The following is a 19988-nucleotide window of genomic DNA, read 5'->3' on the forward strand; positions in this document are numbered from 1 at the left end:
GCCGGTCCGCACAATTTCAGGTTCCCTTGAGCGGGTCTGCAATGGCCCGATCCGACCTTGCGCAACTTTTGGACGGCACGCCAACGAAAGCTCGCAGGGCTTGGGCACAGCCGGTCAAACAGCCCTGTTTCCGTGATGTTTTTGGCGCAAAAGGGCCGCAAATCCACGATGGAACCTGTGATCCAATTGCTCCAATGGGATCGGCGCTCCACAATTGTTGCGCAGCAGCAGGACGCTCACCGAGACGACGCCTTTGGCGCAGATTTTGCCCGAAGGCTCGCCGACGGTCTGGACACCGGCTGCTTTTCGAACGGCTGAGACGCATCCCCAAGGCGATGCCGGAGGGTTGGCAGGGACAAAGTCGGCAACAGAGCCGACTGGAAGCGACCTTCGGGTCCAAGGATAACGGCCTGGTGACACGATCACCGAGCAAGACGCGGAGACCTGCGGGTGTTGAAACGGATCGAGACGGCTTGGACGAGTTTTCAGGCCTGGCCCCATTTCTGGGACGCCATCACCTTCGCCTGTCTGATGCTCAGCGTGCTCGGCGTTCTGTCCTTTATTGTCTGGCTGCTCGGATTGCCGGGCCGGATCGCCATTTCCCGCAAACATCCGGATGCCGAGGCGGTCTATGCGATGGGATGGGTCGGGTTCCTCGCCGTCGTGCCGTGGATCCAGGCGCTGATCTGGGCCTTCAAGCCGACCGACAAGATCGACATCCGCTATTTCCCCGAACAGGAACGGATTGCCGAACGCGAGGCGCTCGAACGCCTCACCTCCTATGCCTATGGCCGAAAGGCGGCTGCGAGGGCCCGGGAAGCAACAGCAGACGACACCGGCACGGCGGACAAACCCGCGCCGGACAACGGCCAGCGGGAGGGCTGATCGCGTGCTTGCAGTCGTCGCCATTACCGTCCTCTATCTGTTTTTCATCTGGATCATCTTCATCAAGCTGAAGTGGCTGCGCCTGACCCCGGTCTGGGGTGTCGTTTCTGCCTTCTTCCTGCTTCACCTGCTGTTCGTGCCCCTGATCGGGATGCGTTTTGTCGCGCCGTTTTCGGCCGACGTGCGGCTGGTTCGCCAAACGATCCAGATCACGCCACGCCTGCCCGAGCCGACCATCGTGGAACAGGTGCTGGTCACCGAGGGACAGCACGTGAACAAGGGCGATCCGTTGTTCCTGCTCGACAGCCGGGTGTACCAATATCAGGTCGACGAGGCGACGGCAGCGCTGGAAGGGGCAAAGCAGAACGTCGTCGTGCTTCAGGAAGACATCAACGTTGCGCAAGAGACGGTGGCGCGCAGCGAGGCCGAACTGAAATACAAGCAATCCCAGGCAAAGCGCTATACGGATCTGGCCGCACAACGTGCCGCCCCCGAGGCCGAGGCGCAGCGCTGGCAGACCGATGTTGCCACAGCCGAGGCCCAGGTGGCCGAGTCCGAAGCCCAGTTGAAGCGCGCCGAGGCGGTCTATGCCTCGCAGATCGACGGGGTCAACACCGGCGTTCTGGCCGCCGAAGCCCAGCTGAGGCAGGCGCAGTTCTATCTTGACCAGACCACGATCCGGGCCCCCGACGACGGCATGATCGTCAACCTTCAGGTGCAGCCCGGCATGGTCGCCGGCATCATCCGGGCTGGCGCCATCGCCTCGTTCATCGCCGACCGCGACCCCTATCTGCTGGCCATGTACCGGCAGGAGAACATCAAGTTCATGAAGCCGGGACAGGACGCGCTCGTCTCGCTCAACCTTCGCCCCGGCGACACCTTCAAGGCAAAGGTCAAGGACATCTGGTGGGCGAGCGGCCGCGGCCAGATGCTGCCGTCCGGCCGGTTGCCCTCGTTTGTCGACCTGCCGACCTATCCCGAAGGGCGGCTTGCTGTGCAGATCGTTCTGGAGGATCCGCCCGACGACCTTCCAATCGGGGCCGAAGGCGCGGCACTGGTGCTGACGGACGAGTCGAGCCCGTTCACCTGGATCGGACAGATCGTGATGCGCACCCACACCTGGGGTCGCTGGGTCTATCCGATGCCGTTCTAGGGAATGTGGTGGCGGGGACCCCCGCATTGACCGGGCGACAGGAACTAGGAAAGACGCGAGGCACAGCATGACCGGATCGCAAAGGACAAACGGAAGGGCCCATCCTTTCGGACCGCGCGCCCTGCCCCGGCGACGCTGGCTTGCAGGCGCTGCGATGGCACTGGCGCTTGGCGCCTGCGATCTCGCCCCGCCGCCGGAGACCTCGGATGTGCTGGACAAGGCCCTGCCCGCGACGACGAAGATCCCGGCCGCATGGTCGACCGAGGGGGCGGCCACGTCGGCCGTCGGCGACCATTGGGTCGCCAGCTTCCGCGATCCCGCGATGTCGTCGCTGGTGAACGAGGCGATTGCGAACAACCGCGACCTTCAGGCCGCCGCCGCGCGGGTCGAGGCGGCGCTGCAGGCAGCCCGGATCGCCGGCGCGCCGCTGATGCCATGGGTCGGCGCCGAGGCCGGGGCGAAAGACGGTCGCAACATCGAACGCGAGTCGTCGCACAAGCACCGCGGCGGCGCCGTCGCGGTGTCATGGGAGCTCGATTTCTGGGGCAGGCTGCGGTCTGGTCAGGCCGCGGCCGTCGCCGGGGCCTCGGCTGTGGCCAACGACGCCCTCTATGCCCGCCAATCCATCGCGGCAACGGTAGCGCGATCCTGGATCGGCTATATCGAGATTGCCCAGCTTGTCGCGGCGACGCGACAGATCGTGGGCCAGTACACACAGCTGGTCGCTCTCGCCAAGGATCGGGAACAGGCCGGGGTGGTGTCGGACTTCGACGTTGTGCAGGCAGAGGGGCGGCTGAACGCGTCGAAGGCCGCGCTTGTCGAGCTTCAATCGAGTGCCAACGAGGCGGCGGCCGCTCTCGAGGTGCTGCTGGGGCGCTATCCCTCGCTCAGCCTCAAGCCCGCGTCGTCGTTCCCGCGCATGCCGGGCGCGCTGTCGGCCGGGCTTCCGCTGTCGTTGCTCGACCGGCGGCCCGACGTGGTTGCCTCCCGCGATCAGGTGATTGCCGCCTTCTACAATGTCGAGACGGCAAAGCTCGCCCGCCTGCCCGGCATTTCGCTCTCCGCCGCTGGCGGCAAGCTGTTCATTCCCGACCTGCCGCTGCTCGGGACGGGGAACCCGAAGTTCCTGCAGGTCGGCGTCAGCTTGTTGCAACCGATCTTCGAAGGCGGCGCGCTGCAGGCCGAGGTGGTGCGAATGACCAGCACCCAGGCTGCGGCGACGGCAGAATATGGCCAGACCGTGCTTGGGGCCTACAGCGAGGTCGAGTCGCGTCTTGCCAACGAACGGCTGCTGCGGCAGGCGCTTGCCAACTGGCAGGCGGCCTATGCCAATGCAAAAGAGGCCGCAGGGCTGGGGCTCGACAACTACACGGCCGGAACGATCGACATGGTCGGGCTGCTCAATCTGTACGAGTTCGAGATCGGCCGCCAGATCGACGTCATCCAAAGCCAGTCCGCCCTGCTCAGCAACCGCGTCTCGCTCTATCTCGCACTTGGCGAAAACTACTGAGCTTCGGGCGCCCGCAAGCCGTCTCAGGGCGGCGGCTTGCGGGCGGGCGCGGCGATCACGATGCCCGTCCGCGACGCGACCCGCACGGCGGCTTCCCACGTCAACGGCAGGTCCGCTGTAGCCGCCGCCTCCTCCGGGTCACTTGATCCTGACATAGCTTCCCGGCGCATCCTCGATCGGGGTCAGCGCGCCATCGCCGGGACGGCGGGCAGGAACCTGCTCCTCGTCGTCGTGAAGATCCATCCAGCGTGACCATTCCGGCCACCACGATCCCGGCTGGAACGTCGCACCGTCCAGCCACTCGCCGGCATCTGCGGGATAGTCGTCGCGCAGCCAGAAGCCGTATTTCTGCCGCTCGCCCGGTGGGTTGATGACGCCTGCAATGTGGCCCGAGGCGCCGAGGACGAACTTGACCTCGCCGCCGAGCAGCCGGGTTGTGGGATAGATCGACGTCCAGGGCGCGATGTGATCCTCCTTCGTGGCCAGCACGAAGAAGGGCACGTCGATCTTCGAGATGTCGATGGGCGTGCCGTCGAGCGACAGGTGCCCCGGTCTGCGCAGGCCGTTCTCGATATAGATCTTCTCAAGGTACCAAAGCAGCATCGCTGCCGGCAGCCGGGTGCTGTCGGCGTTCCAGAACAGCAGATCGAAGGCCGGCGGCTTGCGCCCCATCAGGTAGTTCATCACATGGAACGACCACACCAGATCGTTCTCGCGGATCATCGAGAACATGTCCTGAAGGTGATGGTTTTCCAGATAGCCCTTGTCCTTCATGTGCTCGCGCAGCACCATCAGGCGGTCGCGGTCGATGAAGACGCCAATCTCGCCGACATCCGAGAAATCGACCATGGTGGCGAGCGTGGTCGCGGTTGCAATCCGCCGGTCGCCGCGGGCGGCCAGCAAGGCCAGCGTGGCGGTCACCAGAATGCCGCCAATGCAGAAGCCGAGGATGTCGAACCGTTCCTCCCCGGTGGCCTGCTCCATCGCCTCGAGCGCGGCCAGAGGCCCCAGCTTCATGTAATCCTCGAAGCTCAGCGCGGCATGTTCCTTGGTCGGATTGACCCAGGAGATCAGGAAGACGCTGTGGCCGCGATCCAGCATGAAGCGGACGAGGCTGTTGTCCGGCCGCAGGTCGAAGATGTAGTATTTGTTGATCCAGGGCGGCACGAACAGAAGCGGACGCTTCTTTTGCGTCGCGGTCCGCGGGTCGTACTGGATCAGCTGCATCAGCTTGTTCTGATAGATGACCTTGCCCGGCGTGGTGGCAAGATCGCGGCCGACCTCGAAGGCGGTCGGATCGTTGGTGTTGATGTCGAGCCGGCCATCGCCGCGCTCGAGATCCTCGACCAGATTGCGGAACCCTTCCAGAAGGCTCTCGCCGTCGGTTTCGAGGAACCGTTCCCGCGCCGCAGGGTTCAGCATCAGGAAGTTGCTCGGCGCAATCGCGCTCAGGAACTGCCGGGTATAGAACTTGACCCGCAGGCTCTCCTTCGATCCCTTGGGCAGTTGCGCAAGGAAGTTCTCGGTCGCATTCTCAAGCGCGAGGTGCGCGTCCCGCATCCCTCGCGCATAGGGGTCTTCGTTCCAGCGCTTGTCGCGAAAGCGCTTGTCCTTGGTCGCCGGGCTTTCATCCAGCCATGCCTTCTGCCAGGCGCCGGCCCAGTCGAGCCACAGCCGCTGCATGTATTCCATGCTCTTTGCAGGATCGCCTATGAACCGCGGCAGCGCCTTCAGATAGGCGTCGAGGACGGATTTGACATCGACCACCGAGAATTCATCGCCCGTCGCCTTGGCCATGGCCTGTTCCTGGCTGCGTCGCGCGACCTCTTGCGTTCGCGCGACGAGTTCGATCCATGCCGCTGACTGCGCGCCAAGTTTTTCCGTATCCATGTGTCGCTCCTCCCGTTCCCCAAGTGGCGGTCAGGCCGGTGTGTCCCACCCCTGCGCACGAAGTTGCCGTGACCGCCGTCGCCCCGTCTGCACAGAACCTTCCAGAACCTGACGGCCGCTGGCAAGCGTGGACGCAACGAACCGGGCATGATGTCACTGGCAGCCGAAACGGCGACGACAGCTTCGGACCGAGGATGTGCCCCGCGCTGGGTCATCGGCGCCGGTGAGATCGCCACTGGATCTTGCCGATTTCATCAACGCTCTTGCCCCCTGCCCTGCAGGCGCGACCGCCTCATCACCCGGACGTCTCATGATCGCGGCTTTCGCCGGTCAGCCCTCGGTCTGGAGCGAAACGGCATGTGCATGTGCGTTCCGGGCGAGCCCCGGAATCACGGCAATTGGGAGTCTCGGATGCCGGGTCGGCAAACCTGCGCGAGCGGCCAGTGACCACGAAGAAACAGACGGCTGAGCCGGTGAATACATATCCGGGATCAATTCTACACGGCGGTTCTGCGTTCAGAACAGCCCGCTAACCGCCGCAGAAGCCAGCCCTCAGTTACGTCCGATAATTTTAGCAGATACCTACTTCCGTTGGTTGTTACCTGCCCCGGCCGAAGCGTCGTGTCATTCCACTTCTTTCGCCACGCTTCCCCTCCTACCCCATAATCGGGCTGCGCGCCAGACATTCGAGGCCGGTCATGGCGTCGACGATGCCGCGCGCGGGGCGCGGCACTGGTCGGAAGGCGGTTCAGGACGCCACAAATGCTGCACTGCAGCATCGATTGTCCCGAACCGCCGGTTGCGCAAAGGTCCGTTCCCCGCGGGGAACGGACCTATTCACCCAACTCGTCCAGAAACGCCGCCAGCGCCTCTTCCAGCCGGCGGCGGTCCTTGGCCGAAAAGTCCGTATCGAGATGCACCTCAAGCCGGCCTTTCGAGGCAACGCAGCGTGCCGGCCCGCAGGCCCGATCCAGCCGAAAGGTCGTGCGCGCGGGCCTTTCGACCGCGCCGCCCCTTGGACGTGGCGCACCCTGCCCCGGATCCGCCGGCCGCGTGTCGAGATCGGCCATGGCGCGCAGAACCGCCAGCTCTGCCTCTGCCGACCGGTCCGCGCCCAGGTCGGCCAGTGCCGCCCCTATCTGCACTTCGATCCCCGGCACCTCCTCCAGCCGTTTGCGCAGTGCCAGACCCAACGCCCGCGGGATCCGCTCGGGGTATTCAACCGATGCCCCCAGCCGCTCGACCAGCACAAGAAACCCGCGGATATAGCTGCGCTTCTGCTTGTTCGCGGAGCGATAGAGCGTCAGCACGGCAGCCTCTGCATCGTTCTCTGGCGTTGCCGGATCGTGCGCATAGTCCGACGCGAGCCGCGCCATTTCCCAGAACGAAATATCCTGCCGCACCAGGTTCTCGTCCACCATCCGCCGGTACAGCTCGGGCAGGTCGTCGCCGAGCGGCCGCACCACGGCCGGAATCTTTCCCCAGCGTTCCGCGTCCCCCGTCTCTTCCAGCAGTGCACGGAAGGCCGACAGCCGCCGCAGACCCTGGACCAGTTCATAGGACGCCTCGCCAACCTGCTCGACCTGGATCGGGTTCGACAACCCGACCTCGGCAATCGACAGCTTCAGATCCTCGAGATCGAGGGTTCCCCGCGGGGAACGGTCGCGCGCGAGCTTTTGTGTCGCGATTGCCTCGAGCGGCACCAGATCGGTGATCAGCCCGGCCCGCTTCAGCCGCACATGTTCGTGCGCCAGCCGGTCGTTCTCGGCCCGGATCGCGGCCTCCTGCCCGGCACGGTCCCGCACGGCGTCTGCCGTTTCGCGCACCGCGGCCGCCATCGGCCCGCGACGCCGCGCATCGGCTTCGGCCGTCTCTGCGGCTGCAGGAACCTCCTCGGCCTCGGGAAGGTCGATGTCAAATACCCGCCGGCGCCTGCTCATGCCTCATCCTCCAGCTTGTCCCAGGCGACCAGAACCGCCTGCTTGAATTCGTCGTATCCGCGATCGAATGTGGCGCGCGCGCGCCGCCAGGTCTCGCGTGTCATTTCCCTATAGTCGATCTCATAGACCGAACTCAGGAACCGCCCCGATTGTTCGACCGCCCGGGTCAGCTCGATCGGATGTTCAGCCACCCGGTCGCCGAACACCTTGCGGAACGCCTCCAGCATCGCGCGGTGCAGATCGTTGCCGGGTTCGAACCGCGTCAGCAGGAAGCGCACGTCGCAGAACGTCTTGGGCAGGTGCAGGTTCCCCGCGGGGAACGCGGAAAGGTCTTCCAGTGCCTCCGACAACTGACCGAGGAAACTGGTCGTCGAATCGTATTCCCAATAGCCGGGCCCGGACGGAATGTAGAGCATGTCGGCAGCGAAGACCGCATTCATCGACTGATAGCCAATCGCCGGCGGACAATCGAAGATGATCAAGTCATAGGCATCGGGAGCCAAGGCATCGAGCCAACGCGACACCGCGGCGAAGAACGACCAGTCCGGATTGAGGTGCCGGTATTGGGCCGAGGCGAATTCGACGAAGGCCGCGTTGGCACAGGACGGGACGATGTCGATTGTCGACCACGCCGTGGTCTTGATGAAATCGGGTACCCGAAGGTCGCCGAGTCCCATGTCGCGGATCGAGGACGGCAATTTCCGTTGGGGCAGGGCGGCGCCGCTCTCGGCGCCCCGTGACACCGAATTCATCCGGTCGGTCTCGCGGATCAGGTCGCGCGCCATGATGCCCCAGACGGTATAGTCCTCGGCCACATCGGTCAGGCCCATCGAATGCGACAGCGTTGCCTGCGGATCGAAGTCGACCAGCAACACGCGATAGCCATCGAGCGCCGCGGCATGGGCAAAGTGCAACGCCACGGTCGACTTGCCCGCGCCGCCCTTGAAGTTCGCCACAGCCGCCCGGAACGCCCGCTTGCCCTTGGGCCGCGGCGGCATCAGCGAGCGGCGGTTGATCTTCATCCGGCGCCGAAGTTCGTTGATCTCGTCGAGCGAGAACCAGCGTTGCCGCCCATCCTCCTCGACCTCGCCCGAGGGCAGCGAGGGGTCGGCCGCCAGCCGACCCCGGAAGGTCGACTGATTGACACGGAAGATCAGTTCCGAAACCTCCCAGCTGGAAAACCGGCGCAGCGTCTTTACCAGCTCGGGTGAAAAGGTCTGCTTGCGGATCCAGCCCTGCATCTTGAGTGACTGGGCTTGCCAGTTGGCAAGGTCGGAATGGGTATACATCGGGGTAGGGCCTGCTCTCTGTGTGAATTGGACGCTCATTCTGATTGATCGCCAAAATACGTCGATTTTGACGATTTGGCAAAACAATATAGAGTACGGGGAGAGATGGGCCGTTCCCCGCGGGGAACCCTTTGCAATCCGGGCAGAAATCGCCCCAAAGCGATTCGCGCCAGCCGCCTTTGGTCATCGATCCGGCCTATGGGTGGCCACCGAACTTGGGGGGACATGATATGGCCCCAACGCAGATTTAGGGGGACATTTCCCCACCAATAGGGGGACAGCCCATATGTCCCCCTATACCATAGAAACCGATCTTTTAGCTCCTTTTGAGGCCCAAAACGCCCCTGAGCCCCGGCTTTGGACGTAAAGCCTTGACAGAATCGGATAATCCAACGCTAATTCCGACCAGACACGGAAAAGCACCGACTTCAGCCCTTCGAGGCCCCGAAACACACAGCGGTCCCGTGTCCGAGGCAGTCCCGCCACGACCGGCGGCAACACGAGGATCGGGCAGATGACTTCCGTCATGCCGGGCAGGGCCGTCGGGCGCAACGCCGGAGCGGTGAAATACGATGTTCTGACGGCGCTTGGTGCCTTCGCTCTGACTCAGGACCGGGCGTTGCAGATCCTTGTCCTGCGGTTGATCCTGTTGATCACGGCACGCTACAACTGGCAGCGCGCCGAGTTCTGTGTCGGCCGCCCGGAAATGGCGCGGCTCTGGGGCATCGACGTTCGACAGGTCAAGCGCATCGTCGCACGCCTTCTGTCGCTCGGCTGGATCGAGGTCCGGCGTGCCGGGGCTCGCGGCCGGATCACCACCTACACGGTGCGTTTCGACACGATCCTTTCGGTCAGCGAGATTGCCTGGGACAACGTCGGCGCGGATTTCGTCGCCCGGATGCGCGAGGCGACGGGCCGCAGCGCTGCACCCGAGCAGGGCTCGGTCGTTCCCTTTCCGACCCGGCCGCGCGATACGATTGTCGAGGACGGCCCATGGGGGCAGGTACGGGCGCGGATCGCCGCCGCCGACCCCGCGCTTTATGCAGCCTGGATCGCGCCATTGGTCCCCGCGGGGAACGACGACGCAACCCTGCTGTTGAGGGCGCCCAGCCGGTTTCACGCAAGCTACGTTGCGACCCACCACGCGGCGCGGTTGCTGGCCGAATTGCGGCTGATCGGGGCAGGGCAGGGGGGGCTAAGGATCCTGCCGCCTGGCTGATCGGGTTCCCCGCCTCAGCGATACAAAGTTGCGAATTCCTGCATATGAGAGCGTTTGCATATCGTGCACTGAGCCGCCTGAGAGCGGGTGGGCGAAAGGGCCGGACAGGGTGACGCTGGGCTGGCCTTTTGCTTGTTTCGCGGTGCCTCAGACCCTAAACACTGTCCAGATTGCGAAGTGGCATACGGTTCAGACGGGCAGGGGCCCGAAACCGAGTCGCCAGTTGACGCGCGCGGCTGGCCCTGAGGCCGGCGGAAACGATAACGAGGGGAGCCAGGGACATGGTTGATATTATCTATACCAAAGTGGACGAAGCGCCGGAGCTTGCCAGCGCCTCGCTGTTGCCGATCATCCGCGCCTTTGCCGGTGCCGCGGGGGTCGAAGTGGGGACCAAGGACATATCGGTCGCAGGCCGGATCCTTGCGGCCTTCCCAGACTATCTGTCCGCGGACCAGCGCGTCGCCGACGATCTTGCCGAACTGGGCGAGCTGGTGAAAAGCGCGGACGCCAACGTCATCAAGCTGCCGAACATCTCGGCCTCGGGTCCGCAACTCGTTGCGGCCATCGCCGAGTTGCAGTCGCAGGGCTATGCGATCCCGGACTATCCCGAAGATCCGAAGACCGACGCCGAAAAGGCGGTCCGCGCCAAGTACGACGCGATCAAGGGCTCGGCGGTGAACCCGGTCCTGCGCGAGGGCAACTCGGACCGTCGCGCCGCCAAGGCGGTGAAGAGCTTTGCCCAGAGCCACCCGCATTCGATGGGCAAGTGGACGCCGAACAGCATGACAACCGTGGCCTCGATGCCGGGCGACGATTTCTATGCCAACGAGCTGTCGGCGACGATCACCGCCGCCCAGGCCGGCCCCGCGAAGATCACATTCACCGATGCCGCGGGCAAGGAAACCGTCCTGAAGGACGGAATCAAGCTGGCCGAGGGCACTGTCGTCGACGCAACCTTCCTGTCCGCGAAGGCGCTGCGCAGCTTCATCAAGGCCGAGATCGCTTCGATGGAGCCGGGCGTTCTGTTCTCGGTCCATCTCAAGGCGACGATGATGAAGGTCTCGGACCCGATCATCTTCGGCCATTTCGTGTCGGTCTATCTCGAGGACTTCATCGCCAAGCACGGGGCGAAGCTGAAGGAGCTGGGCTGGAACCCGAATGCCGGCATCGGCGATCTGGAAGCCCGGATCAAGGGCGATGCCGCGCTCGAGGCCGACCTCAAGGCCGCACTTGCCGCGCAGCCGCCGCTTTACATGGTGAACTCCGACAAGGGCATCACCAACCTGCATGTGCCCTCCGACGTCATCATCGACGCCTCGATGCCCGCGGTGATCCGTGCCGGCGGCATCGGCTGGGGCCCCGACGGCATGGCCGCCGACACCAAGTGCTGCATCCCCGACAACTGCTATGCGCCGGTCTATGATGAGACCATCACCTATTTCAAGGAAACCGGCGCACTCGATCCGGCGACCGCGGGGGCAGTGCAGAACGTTGGCCTGATGGCGCAGAAGGCCGAGGAATACGGCTCTCACCCGACGACGTTCGAGATCCCGGCCGATGGCACCGTGAAATACATCACCGCCAATGGCGATGTGCTGCACGAACAGAAGGTCGAGGCGGGCGACATCTGGCGGTCGTCCTCGGCCAACAAGGCGCCGATCGAGGACTGGGTCCAGCTTGCCATCGACCGTCAGCGTCTGACCGGTATTCAGTCGATCTTCTGGCTCGACGCGAACCGTGCCCATGATCGCGAGCTGATCGCCTATGTGAAGCCGCTGCTCGAAAAGGCCGGAGTGGCCGACAAGTTCCAGATCATGGCCCCGCGCGAGGCGACCCGCCTGACGCTTGAGACCATCCGCAAGGGCGAGGACAGCATTGCCATTACCGGCAACGTCCTGCGCGATTATCTGACCGACCTGTTCCCGATCCTGGAACTCGGCACCTCGGCCAAGATGTTGTCGATCGTCAAGCTGATGCAGGGCGGCGGGCTGTTCGAGACCGGAGCAGGGGGCTCGGCCCCGAAACACGTCCAGCAGCTGATGTCCGAGAACCATCTGCGCTGGGACTCCTTGGGCGAGTTCTGCGCCCTGGGCGAAAGCTTCAATTTCCTCGCCGACACCAAGGGCAACGCCAAGGCCGGCGTGCTTGGCAAGGCGGTCGAGGATGCGACGACCAAGGTGCTGCAGGAAGACCGCTCGCCCGGCCGCAAGGTCGGCCAGCCCGACAACCGCGACAGCCACTACTGGTTCGCCCGCTATTGGGCCGAGGCACTGGCGAGCCAGAAGGACGACGCGGACCTCGCCCGGCACTTCGCCCCGATCGCCAAGGCGCTGGCCGGGAAGGAAGCCGAGATCGTCACCGAACTTGCCGCGGGCCGCGGCGTCGCGGTCGATCTCGGCGGCTATTACCATGGCGACCCGGCCAAGACGGCGAAGGTCATGCGACCCAGCGCCACGCTGAACGCGATCATCGGCTGAGGCGTCGGGCGGAACCAGACGAATGGGCGCGCGGGAGACCGCGCGCCCGTTTCGCATTTTGGCGGTGAAGGGACCCCATGCGCGGATGCGCTGCCTGTGCATCAAACCTGCATGCATGTTAGGCTTGCTGCAACGGATCGGCGGTTTGACGACCCTGCGCCCGGCCACCCCCTTGCATCGGCCGCCGGGGTATTGGACTACCAGCGCAACCACAAGCGACACCACAGGGATAAGGGCACCACATGAAGACCGCGTTTCAGATCTGCGCACTCGGCCTCGCCATCAGCGCCAACGCAGCCGGCGCCGAAACGCTCACCATCTCGTGGTGGGGCTATAACGGCGAAAAGCTGAATGCCAACATCATCGAACCGTTCAAGGCACAATGCGGTTGCGACGTGGTGTTCGAAACCGGCAACAACGCCGACCGTCTGGGCAAGCTGCAGGCCCGCGGCGGCAAAGGCGTCGACGTGATCTATCTGACCGACAGCTATTCCCAGATCGGGATCGAAGCCGGGATCTTCCAGAAGATCGACCGCGAACGCCTGCCGAACCTCAAGAACGTCTATGCCATGGCGCGCGACCCCCAGGGCGGCTATGGCCCGGCCTATACCATCGGCCGCGTCGGTATCGTTTTTGACGCCGCCAAGGTTACCCCGGTTACCTCGTGGAACGAGCTCTGGCGCGACGACCTGAAGGGCACGATCACGCTGCCCGGCATCACCACGACCGCGGGTCCGATGGTCGTGATCCAGGCCGGCAAGCACGCCGGCGTCGATCCCTTCACCCAGCCCGATCCGACCTTCGCCGCCATCGAGGCGCTGAAGCCCAACACCGTGAAGAACTACAACACCGGCTCCGAGATGGTGAACCTGATCTCGACCGGCGAGGCCACCGTTGCCGTGGCGCAGGACTTCACCATGGCCTCGCTCCAGGCGGCGGTTCCGACCATGACCTGGGCGACGCTGGAGGATGGCGACATTGCCACGCTCAACACCGTCAATATCCCGAAGGGGGCCGAGAACCCGGACCTCGCCTATGCCTTCATCGACTTCATCCTGTCCCTGCCTGTCCAGCAGGTGAACGCCGAACAGGGCGTCGATGCGCCGGTGAACATGGGTGTGGACCTGACCCCGGAACAGGCCTCGATCTGGACCTACGGCTCCGAGGCGATCGAAAAGCTGAACCGCATGAACTATGCCCAGATGAACGCCGCCAAGGCCGACTGGATCGACCGCTGGAACGAGATTTTCGGCATGTGATCCTTCCTGCGTGCCGGGTCGACCCCCGGCACGCGTCCTTACCCGAGAACGCCTCATGTCCTCCCGATTGCGTGCCTGGCTGCTTGCCACCCCGGCCACCCTGCTGGTTCTGGTCTTTCTGGTCCTGCCGGTGCTGGCGACACTTGCCACGACGTTCGGCGATCCCAAGGGGCCGTTTGCGCCCTATGCCGCCTTCTTCACCTCGAAGTTCCGCATGGCGGTGCTGTGGCGCACGATGGAGGTCGCGGTGACAACGACGCTGATCTCGCTCGTCGTGGGCTTTGCCACCGCCTGGGTGGTGGCGCGCGCGCCGCGGCGGATCAAGAGCATCATGATCATTGCCGCGGTCTTCCCGCTGCTCACCGGGGTCGTGGTGCGGTCCTTTGCCTGGCTGGTGATCCTTGGCAAGAACGGCATCCTGAACGACGCCCTGCTCAGGATCGGCGCGATATCCGAGCCGCTGTCGATGCTCTACACCCAAGGCGCCGTGGTCGTCGCCATGGTCTATCTCTTCGTGCCGCTGATGGTCCTGACGCTGGTCGGTGTGCTTGAAGCCATCCCGCAGGACCTGACCGAGGCCGCGGCCTCGCTTGGCGCCACGCCTTCGGCGACGTTCCGGCAGGTGATCCTGCCGATGGCGGTGCCGGGGCTGATCGTCGGGGCGGTGCTGGTCTTTACCGGATCCTTCACCTCCTACGCCACACCGCAGCTTCTGGGCGGCGAGCGCCAGATGATGATGGGCACGTTCCTTTATCAGCGCGCCATGGTGATGTTCGACTGGGTCGGCGCCTCGACGATTGCGGCGGTGATGGTGGTGGTGACGCTCGCCACGGTTCTGGCGATGTCGCACCTTGCGCGACGCCTGAACCCGGTGGCGGGATAGGGGGGCCGATGCGACCGCGCACCCATCCCCTGCTGCTGGCCTTCGCGGGCCTTGTGTTCGTTTTTCTGCTGGGGCCGCTCGTCATCATCCTTGGCGCGGCTCTGTCCGACACGAGCTTTCTGACATTCCCGCCGCGCGGGCTGACGCTGCACTGGTTTGCCAACGTCTTTCAGGTCGAGGCCTTCAAGCGGACGATGCTCACCTCGTTCCTGCTGGCCATCGGTGGCACTGCGCTGTCGATGACCATCGGGATCCCTGCGGCCTATGCGCTGGCGCGCTATCGCATCGTGCTGCCGCGGGCGCTTGCCAACCTGTTCGTGCTGCCGATCCTGATCCCCGAGATCGTCATGGGCTTTTCGCTGATGAAGTCGCTTGCGATCGGCTGGGGCATGCCGATTGTCGCCTCGCTTCTGATCGGCCATGCGCTGCTGGTGCTGCCCTATTGCGTCCGGGTCGTCGGCGCCTCGCTCAACGCCTTCGACTTCTCGATCGAGGAGGCGGCGGTGTCGCTTGGCTGCCCGCGCTGGCGCGCCTTCTTCATCGTGGTTCTGCCCAATGTGAAACCGGGCATCATCGCGGGCTTCATCCTGGCCTTCATCACCTCGCTCAATGACGTATCGGTGTCGATCTTCCTGACCGGCCCCGGCGTCTCCACCCTGCCGATCCAGCTTCTGGCGCATATGGAGCAGTTCTTCGACCCGACCATCGCCTCGGTTTCGGTCCTGCTCATGTTCGTCACCGTGGCCGTCATGGCCGTGGTCGAACGCACCCTCGGCCTAACGTTCCTGACCAAATGACCGTCTCGCTCACCATCGACAATGTCACCGCAGATTATGGCACCACGCGCGTGCTGGAGGATCTGTCGCTTCACGTGGCCGAGGGCGAGCTGGTCTCGCTGCTCGGCGCCTCGGGCTGCGGCAAGACCACGACGCTGCGCCTCGTCGCGGGGTTCCTGCAGCCGGTGGCGGGCAGTATCCGGCTCGGGGATCGCGACCTGACGCGGCTGCCGCCACATGCCCGCAACATCGGTCTGGTGTTCCAGACCTATGCGCTGTTTCCGCATCTGACGGTCCGCGCCAATGTCGAGTTTGGCCTGAAGCAGCGCGGGGTAGGGGGCAGCGACCGACGCAGGCGGGCCGCCGACATGATCGACCGGGTCGGGCTTCAGGGCCTTGCCGACCGTTATCCCGCCAACCTGTCGGGTGGCCAGCGCCAGCGCGTGGCCCTGGCCCGGGCGCTGGTGATCGATCCGCCGCTTCTGATGTTCGACGAGCCGTTGTCGAACCTCGACGCCCGTCTCAGGGTCGACATGCGGGTCGAGATCCGGCGCCTGCAGCAGGCGAACGGCACGACCGCGCTCTACGTGACCCACGATCAGGAGGAGGCGTTCTCGATCTCCGACCGGGTCGCGATCATGAATGCCGGCCGCATCATGCAGCTTGACCGCCCCGAGGTGCTTTATTCTTGCCCCGCCAACGCCTTCGTCGCCGATTTTGTCGGCTTCGAGAACATGATCCCGATGCGGGCGGTTCTCGAATCGGGCGATGCGGTGCGTGCCCGGATGGCGGACGGCACAATGCTGATGCTGCCCAAGGATCGCTTCACGGTGCCCGCCCAGGACTTTCTTCTCGCCGCCCGCCCCGAGGGGCTCGAGGTCGCCCTCGAGGAACGCCCCGATGGCATTCCGGCGCGTCTTGGCCTGCGCACCTATCTCGGTCGCGGCTATCAGTACCAGTGTTCGACCCCGGCCGGAGAGATCACCGCCCATGGTCCCCTGACCCAGCCTTATGAGCCCGGCATGACCGCCCATCTGGTGCCGCGCCCCGAACAATGCTGCCTTCTGCCTGCGGAACCCGCGTGAGCCTGATCCTCGCCAATGCCCGGATCCTGCCAATGGACCCGGCGATGACCGAGATCGAGCGCGGCTGGATCGCGCTCGACGGCGACCGGATCGCAGCGCTCGGCACAGGCAACCCGCCTGCAGGTAAGGCCCTCGACATGGCGGGCGATCTGCTGATGCCCGGCATGGTCAACCCCCATTGCCACATGCCGATGACGCTGTTTCGCGGGCTGGCCGAGGATGTCGACGACCGGTTGTTTCGCTATATCCTGCCGCTCGAACGCGCGCTGGTGACGGCCGAGGTGGTGGAGATCGGCGCCCGCCTTGCGGCGCTCGAGATGATCCGTGGCGGGGTCACCACCGTCGCCGACATGTATTATTTCGAGGATCGGATCGGCGCCGTTCTGGACGCCTCGGGGCTGCGCGGCGTGGTGGGCCAGACGCTGGCCGATTTCGCCGCCCCCGACCACGGCAGCATGGACGAGGGGTTTGCACGGCTCGATGCCCTTGCAGATCTCTACCGTGACCATCCCCGCATCACCGCCTCGGCCGCCCCGCACGCGCCCTATTCGACTGGCCTTGCCGTGATGGAGCGCGTCGCCCATTGGTCCGCCGCGCATCCGGGCCTGCCGGTCCAGATGCATCTGGCGGAAACGAGGGCCGAACTGGACTGGGCCGAAAAGACCCACGGCGTGACCACGGTCGAGGTGACCGACCGTGCGGGCCTGCTGACCCCGACGCTGGTCGCCGCCCATGTCATGTACCCGACCGAGGCCGACATGGACCTGATTGCGGCGCGCGGGGCCCATGTTGCCCACAATGCGCGGTCGAACGGCAAGGCGGGGCGTGGCATCGCGCCGGTGACCGCGCTGCGCGCCCGTGGCGTCAAGGTCGGGCTGGCGACTGACGGGGCCATGTCCGGCAACACGCTCGACCTGTTTTCCCAGATGGCGCCCGCCGCGATGTTCCAGAAGATCGCCGGCGGCTCGCGCAGGCCGCTGCCCTGCGCCGAGGTGCTGCGCATGGCGACGATCGAGGCCGCGGCAACCTTGGGGATGGCGGATCGTACCGGCTCGCTCGAACCCGGCAAGCAGGCCGACCTGATCCGGATCTCGCTGTCCGATCCGCGGCTGCACCCGATCTATGACCTATCGTCCACGCTGGTCTTCGCGGCACTTCCGTGCGACGTGCGGGCGACGATGGTGGCCGGGCGCTGGCTGATGCGCGACCGGATGGTCGAGACGCTCGAGCCCGAGAAGGTGCTGGCCGACGCGCTGCAGGTGGCGCGACGGTTCCGGGCCAAGATCGAAGAAATAGACAAACAGGCAGACCGGGGGCAAACCGATGGCTGACACACTCACTCATATCGACGCGACGTTGCACGAGCGGCTCGACCGGCTGCTCGATTTCGTCCGCATCCCCTCGGTTTCGACCGACCCGGACCATGCGGGTGACGTCGCCCGCGCCGCCGACTGGCTTGCCGCCACGCTGCGGGACATGGGCGCCGATGCCTCGGTCCGCCCGACCGCGGGTCACTCGATGGTGGTCGGTCACCTGCCGGGGCCCGAGGGCGCGCCGCATGTGCTGTTCTATGGCCACTACGACGTCCAGCCGCCCGATCCGTTGGAGTTGTGGGATACCGCGCCGTTCGAACCGGTGCTGCGCCCTGCGCCTGACGGCGACACCCATATCGTCGGCCGCGGCGCCTCGGACGACAAGGGCGCGCTGATGACCTTTGTCGAGGCCTGCCGGGCGATCCTGGAAACCCGGGGCGAGCTGCCGGTCCGTGTGAGCTTCCTGTTCGAGGGCGAAGAGGAAAGCGGCTCGCGTTCGCTGCCGGGTTTCCTGGCCGGGGCCGCGGACGAACTGGCCTGCGATGTGGTGCTGGTCTGCGACAGCGACATGTGGGACCGCGAGACCCCGGCGATCACCACCATGCTGCGCGGGCTGGTGGGGCAGGAGCTGACGATCCGTGCGGGCGACCGCGATCTGCACTCGGGCATTTTCGGCAATGCCGCGGCAAATGCCCTGACCGTGATGGCCGAGGTGCTGGCCTCGCTCCGCAGCCCCGATGGCGGGGTGGCGATCGCGGGCTTCTATGACGCCGTTGCGCCACTGCCCGAGCGGACCCGCGCCGCCTGGGAGGCGCTGCCCTTCGACGCCGAGGGGTTTCTTGGCGATGTCGGCCTGTCGGTTCCTGCGGGCGAGGCGGACCAGCCGGTGCTGCATCAGGTCTGGGCCCGCCCGTCGTGCGAGATCCACGGGATATGGGGCGGGTACATGGCGCCCGGCTTCAAGACCGTGATCCCCTGCGAGGCCCACGCCAAGCTGTCGTTCCGGCTGGTCGCCGATCAGGACCCGCAGGCGATCCGCGACGCCTTCCAGGCCCATGTCCGGGCGCGCCTGCCGGCCGATTGCACGGTCGAATTTGCCGATCACGGTCTGGCGCCGGCCTGGGCGATGGATCCGGGCTCGGCCTTCCTCGATGCGGCGCTGGCGGCCTTGGCCGAGGAATGGGGCAAGTCTGCGACCTGCGGCACCGGCGGTTCGATCCCCATCGTCGGCGCGCTGCAGGCGACGCTCGGCGTCGATGCGCTGCTGGTGGGCTTTGCCCGGTTCGACAACCGCATCCACAGCCCGAACGAGAAATACGACCTGTCGAGCTTTCACAAGGGCATGAAAAGCTGGGTGCGGATCCTCGACGGGCTGGCCGGATGCGCGTGATCATCGACACCGATCCGGGCATCGACGACGCCATCGCGATCCTCTATGCGCTGCGCAACCCGTGCATCGAGGTGCTGGCGCTGACCACGGTTGCGGGCAACATCGGGCTGTCGGTGACGACGCGGAACGCCCTGCGCATCTCGGCGCTCGCCGAGGTGCCGGTCCCGGTTCATCCGGGCGCCGCGGCACCGCTCGGGCGGCCGGCGCGGCCCGAGACCGCGATCCACGGCGCCGACGGTCTGGGCGGTGTCGCCTTCCCCGAACCCGAGGTGCCGCCCTCGACCGAGGGTGCCGTGGCGGCGATGGCGCGCTGGCTTCGGTCCGAGCCCGCGGGCAGCATCGACCTGTTCTGCCTTGGCCCGATGACCAATCTTGCCCTGCTGCTGTCCGAGGCGCCCGACGCCGCGGCGCGGATCGGACGGGTGATTGCCATGGGGGGCGCGGCGGACGCGCCGGGGAACATGGGGCCGCGGGCCGAGTTCAATCTCGCCCACGACCCCGAGGCCGCGGCACGGGTGCTGGGCGCCGGGTTGGACCTGACGCTGATCCCGCTCGATGCAACGCGGCAACTGCGGGCCGATGCCGTCTATCTGGCAGCGTTGCGTGGCACGGCACGCGAGCCTGCGGTGGCTTCGGCCGCGCTGATCGAGGCCTATTTCGCATCGACGACTGGCGCCGAAAGCCGGCCGCTGCACGATCCTTGCGTGCCGTTGCTTGCTTGTCACGAGGATCTGTTTGTCTTCGACCGGCGGGCGTTGCAGGTCGATCTCGCCACCGGCGCCCTCGAACCCGGCGGGGCCACACTTCGCCTTGCCATGGGCCTTCAGGCCGAGCCCCTGCGTGCAGCACTTCTGGCGGGGCTGGCGGGCTAGGGCACCGGCCAGCGCGCGGGCCCGCCGGTGACGGAATAGGTATTTGA

15 protein-coding genes are annotated in these 19988 nt (G+C 65.5%); 12 read left to right on the plus strand and 3 right to left on the minus strand.

Annotated elements, in window-relative coordinates:
- Positions 1–450 precede the first annotated feature (450 nt).
- From DQG17_RS16840 to DQG17_RS16850, 3 genes are all read left to right on the plus strand, one after another.
- Positions 451–885: a DUF3302 domain-containing protein gene (locus DQG17_RS16840; protein WP_232829480.1), complete on the plus strand. Its 435-nt coding sequence runs from the start codon at positions 451–453 to the stop codon at positions 883–885.
- Between the two features lie 4 nt (positions 886–889).
- Positions 890–2038, plus strand: coding sequence for an HlyD family secretion protein (locus DQG17_RS16845; protein WP_157973641.1), 1149 nt, complete (start codon positions 890–892; stop codon positions 2036–2038).
- Between the two features lie 154 nt (positions 2039–2192).
- A complete protein-coding gene (locus DQG17_RS16850) occupies positions 2193–3548 on the plus strand; it encodes an efflux transporter outer membrane subunit (RefSeq protein WP_157973642.1) in 1356 nt (451 codons plus the stop codon).
- A gap of 138 nt (positions 3549–3686) precedes the next feature.
- Here DQG17_RS16850 and DQG17_RS16855 read toward each other — a convergent pair whose 3' ends face one another.
- The 3 genes from DQG17_RS16855 to DQG17_RS16865 all read right to left on the minus strand — a co-directional run bounded on the left by DQG17_RS16855 (position 3687) and on the right by DQG17_RS16865 (position 8667).
- The gene (locus tag DQG17_RS16855) at positions 3687–5438 is read right to left on the minus strand and encodes an alpha/beta hydrolase (RefSeq protein WP_116134047.1); all 1752 of its coding nucleotides are present in this window, start codon (positions 5436–5438) and stop codon (positions 3687–3689) included.
- An 833-nt stretch (positions 5439–6271) separates the two neighbouring features.
- Positions 6272–7378, minus strand: coding sequence for a ParB N-terminal domain-containing protein (locus DQG17_RS16860; RefSeq protein ID WP_116134048.1), 1107 nt, complete (start codon positions 7376–7378; stop codon positions 6272–6274).
- Positions 7375–8667: an AAA family ATPase gene (locus tag DQG17_RS16865; RefSeq protein WP_116134049.1), complete on the minus strand. Its 1293-nt coding sequence runs from the start codon at positions 8665–8667 to the stop codon at positions 7375–7377. The genes DQG17_RS16860 and DQG17_RS16865 overlap by 4 nt, the downstream gene beginning before the upstream one ends.
- 514 nt (positions 8668–9181) lie before the next feature.
- On the opposite strand from DQG17_RS16865, the gene DQG17_RS16870 reads away from it, so the two are divergent.
- From DQG17_RS16870 to DQG17_RS16910, 9 genes are all read left to right on the plus strand, one after another.
- Positions 9182–9886 carry a DnaA N-terminal domain-containing protein gene (locus DQG17_RS16870; RefSeq protein WP_116134050.1) on the plus strand — a complete coding sequence of 235 codons (705 nt, stop codon included), beginning with the start codon at positions 9182–9184 and terminating at the stop codon, positions 9884–9886.
- Positions 9887–10167: 281 nt separating this feature from the next.
- Positions 10168–12363, plus strand: coding sequence for an NADP-dependent isocitrate dehydrogenase (locus DQG17_RS16875; RefSeq protein ID WP_116134051.1), 2196 nt, complete (start codon positions 10168–10170; stop codon positions 12361–12363).
- 242 nt (positions 12364–12605) lie between these two features.
- Complete coding sequence (locus DQG17_RS16880) at positions 12606–13622, plus strand: PotD/PotF family extracellular solute-binding protein (protein ID WP_116134052.1); 1017 nt, start codon at positions 12606–12608, stop codon at positions 13620–13622.
- A gap of 55 nt (positions 13623–13677) precedes the next feature.
- Positions 13678–14505: an ABC transporter permease gene (locus tag DQG17_RS16885; RefSeq protein ID WP_116134053.1), complete on the plus strand. Its 828-nt coding sequence runs from the start codon at positions 13678–13680 to the stop codon at positions 14503–14505.
- A gap of 8 nt (positions 14506–14513) precedes the next feature.
- Positions 14514–15302, plus strand: coding sequence for an ABC transporter permease (locus DQG17_RS16890; RefSeq protein WP_116134054.1), 789 nt, complete (start codon positions 14514–14516; stop codon positions 15300–15302).
- Positions 15299–16366: an ABC transporter ATP-binding protein gene (locus DQG17_RS16895; RefSeq protein ID WP_116134055.1), complete on the plus strand. Its 1068-nt coding sequence runs from the start codon at positions 15299–15301 to the stop codon at positions 16364–16366. The genes DQG17_RS16890 and DQG17_RS16895 overlap by 4 nt, the downstream gene beginning before the upstream one ends.
- Positions 16363–17697 (plus strand): amidohydrolase family protein, encoded by a 1335-nt coding sequence (locus DQG17_RS16900; RefSeq protein ID WP_116134168.1) that lies wholly within the window; start codon positions 16363–16365, stop codon positions 17695–17697. The genes DQG17_RS16895 and DQG17_RS16900 overlap by 4 nt, the downstream gene beginning before the upstream one ends.
- Positions 17690–19069 carry a M20/M25/M40 family metallo-hydrolase gene (locus DQG17_RS16905; protein ID WP_116134056.1) on the plus strand — a complete coding sequence of 460 codons (1380 nt, stop codon included), beginning with the start codon at positions 17690–17692 and terminating at the stop codon, positions 19067–19069. Before DQG17_RS16900 ends, DQG17_RS16905 begins: the two co-directional genes overlap by 8 nt.
- The gene (locus DQG17_RS16910) at positions 19060–19941 is read left to right on the plus strand and encodes a nucleoside hydrolase (protein ID WP_116134057.1); all 882 of its coding nucleotides are present in this window, start codon (positions 19060–19062) and stop codon (positions 19939–19941) included. The genes DQG17_RS16905 and DQG17_RS16910 overlap by 10 nt, the downstream gene beginning before the upstream one ends.
- Positions 19942–19988 lie beyond the last annotated feature (47 nt).

Origin of the sequence: Tropicimonas sp. IMCC34043 (assembly GCF_003390845.1) — a bacterium.
GTDB lineage: Bacteria > Pseudomonadota > Alphaproteobacteria > Rhodobacterales > Rhodobacteraceae > Tropicimonas.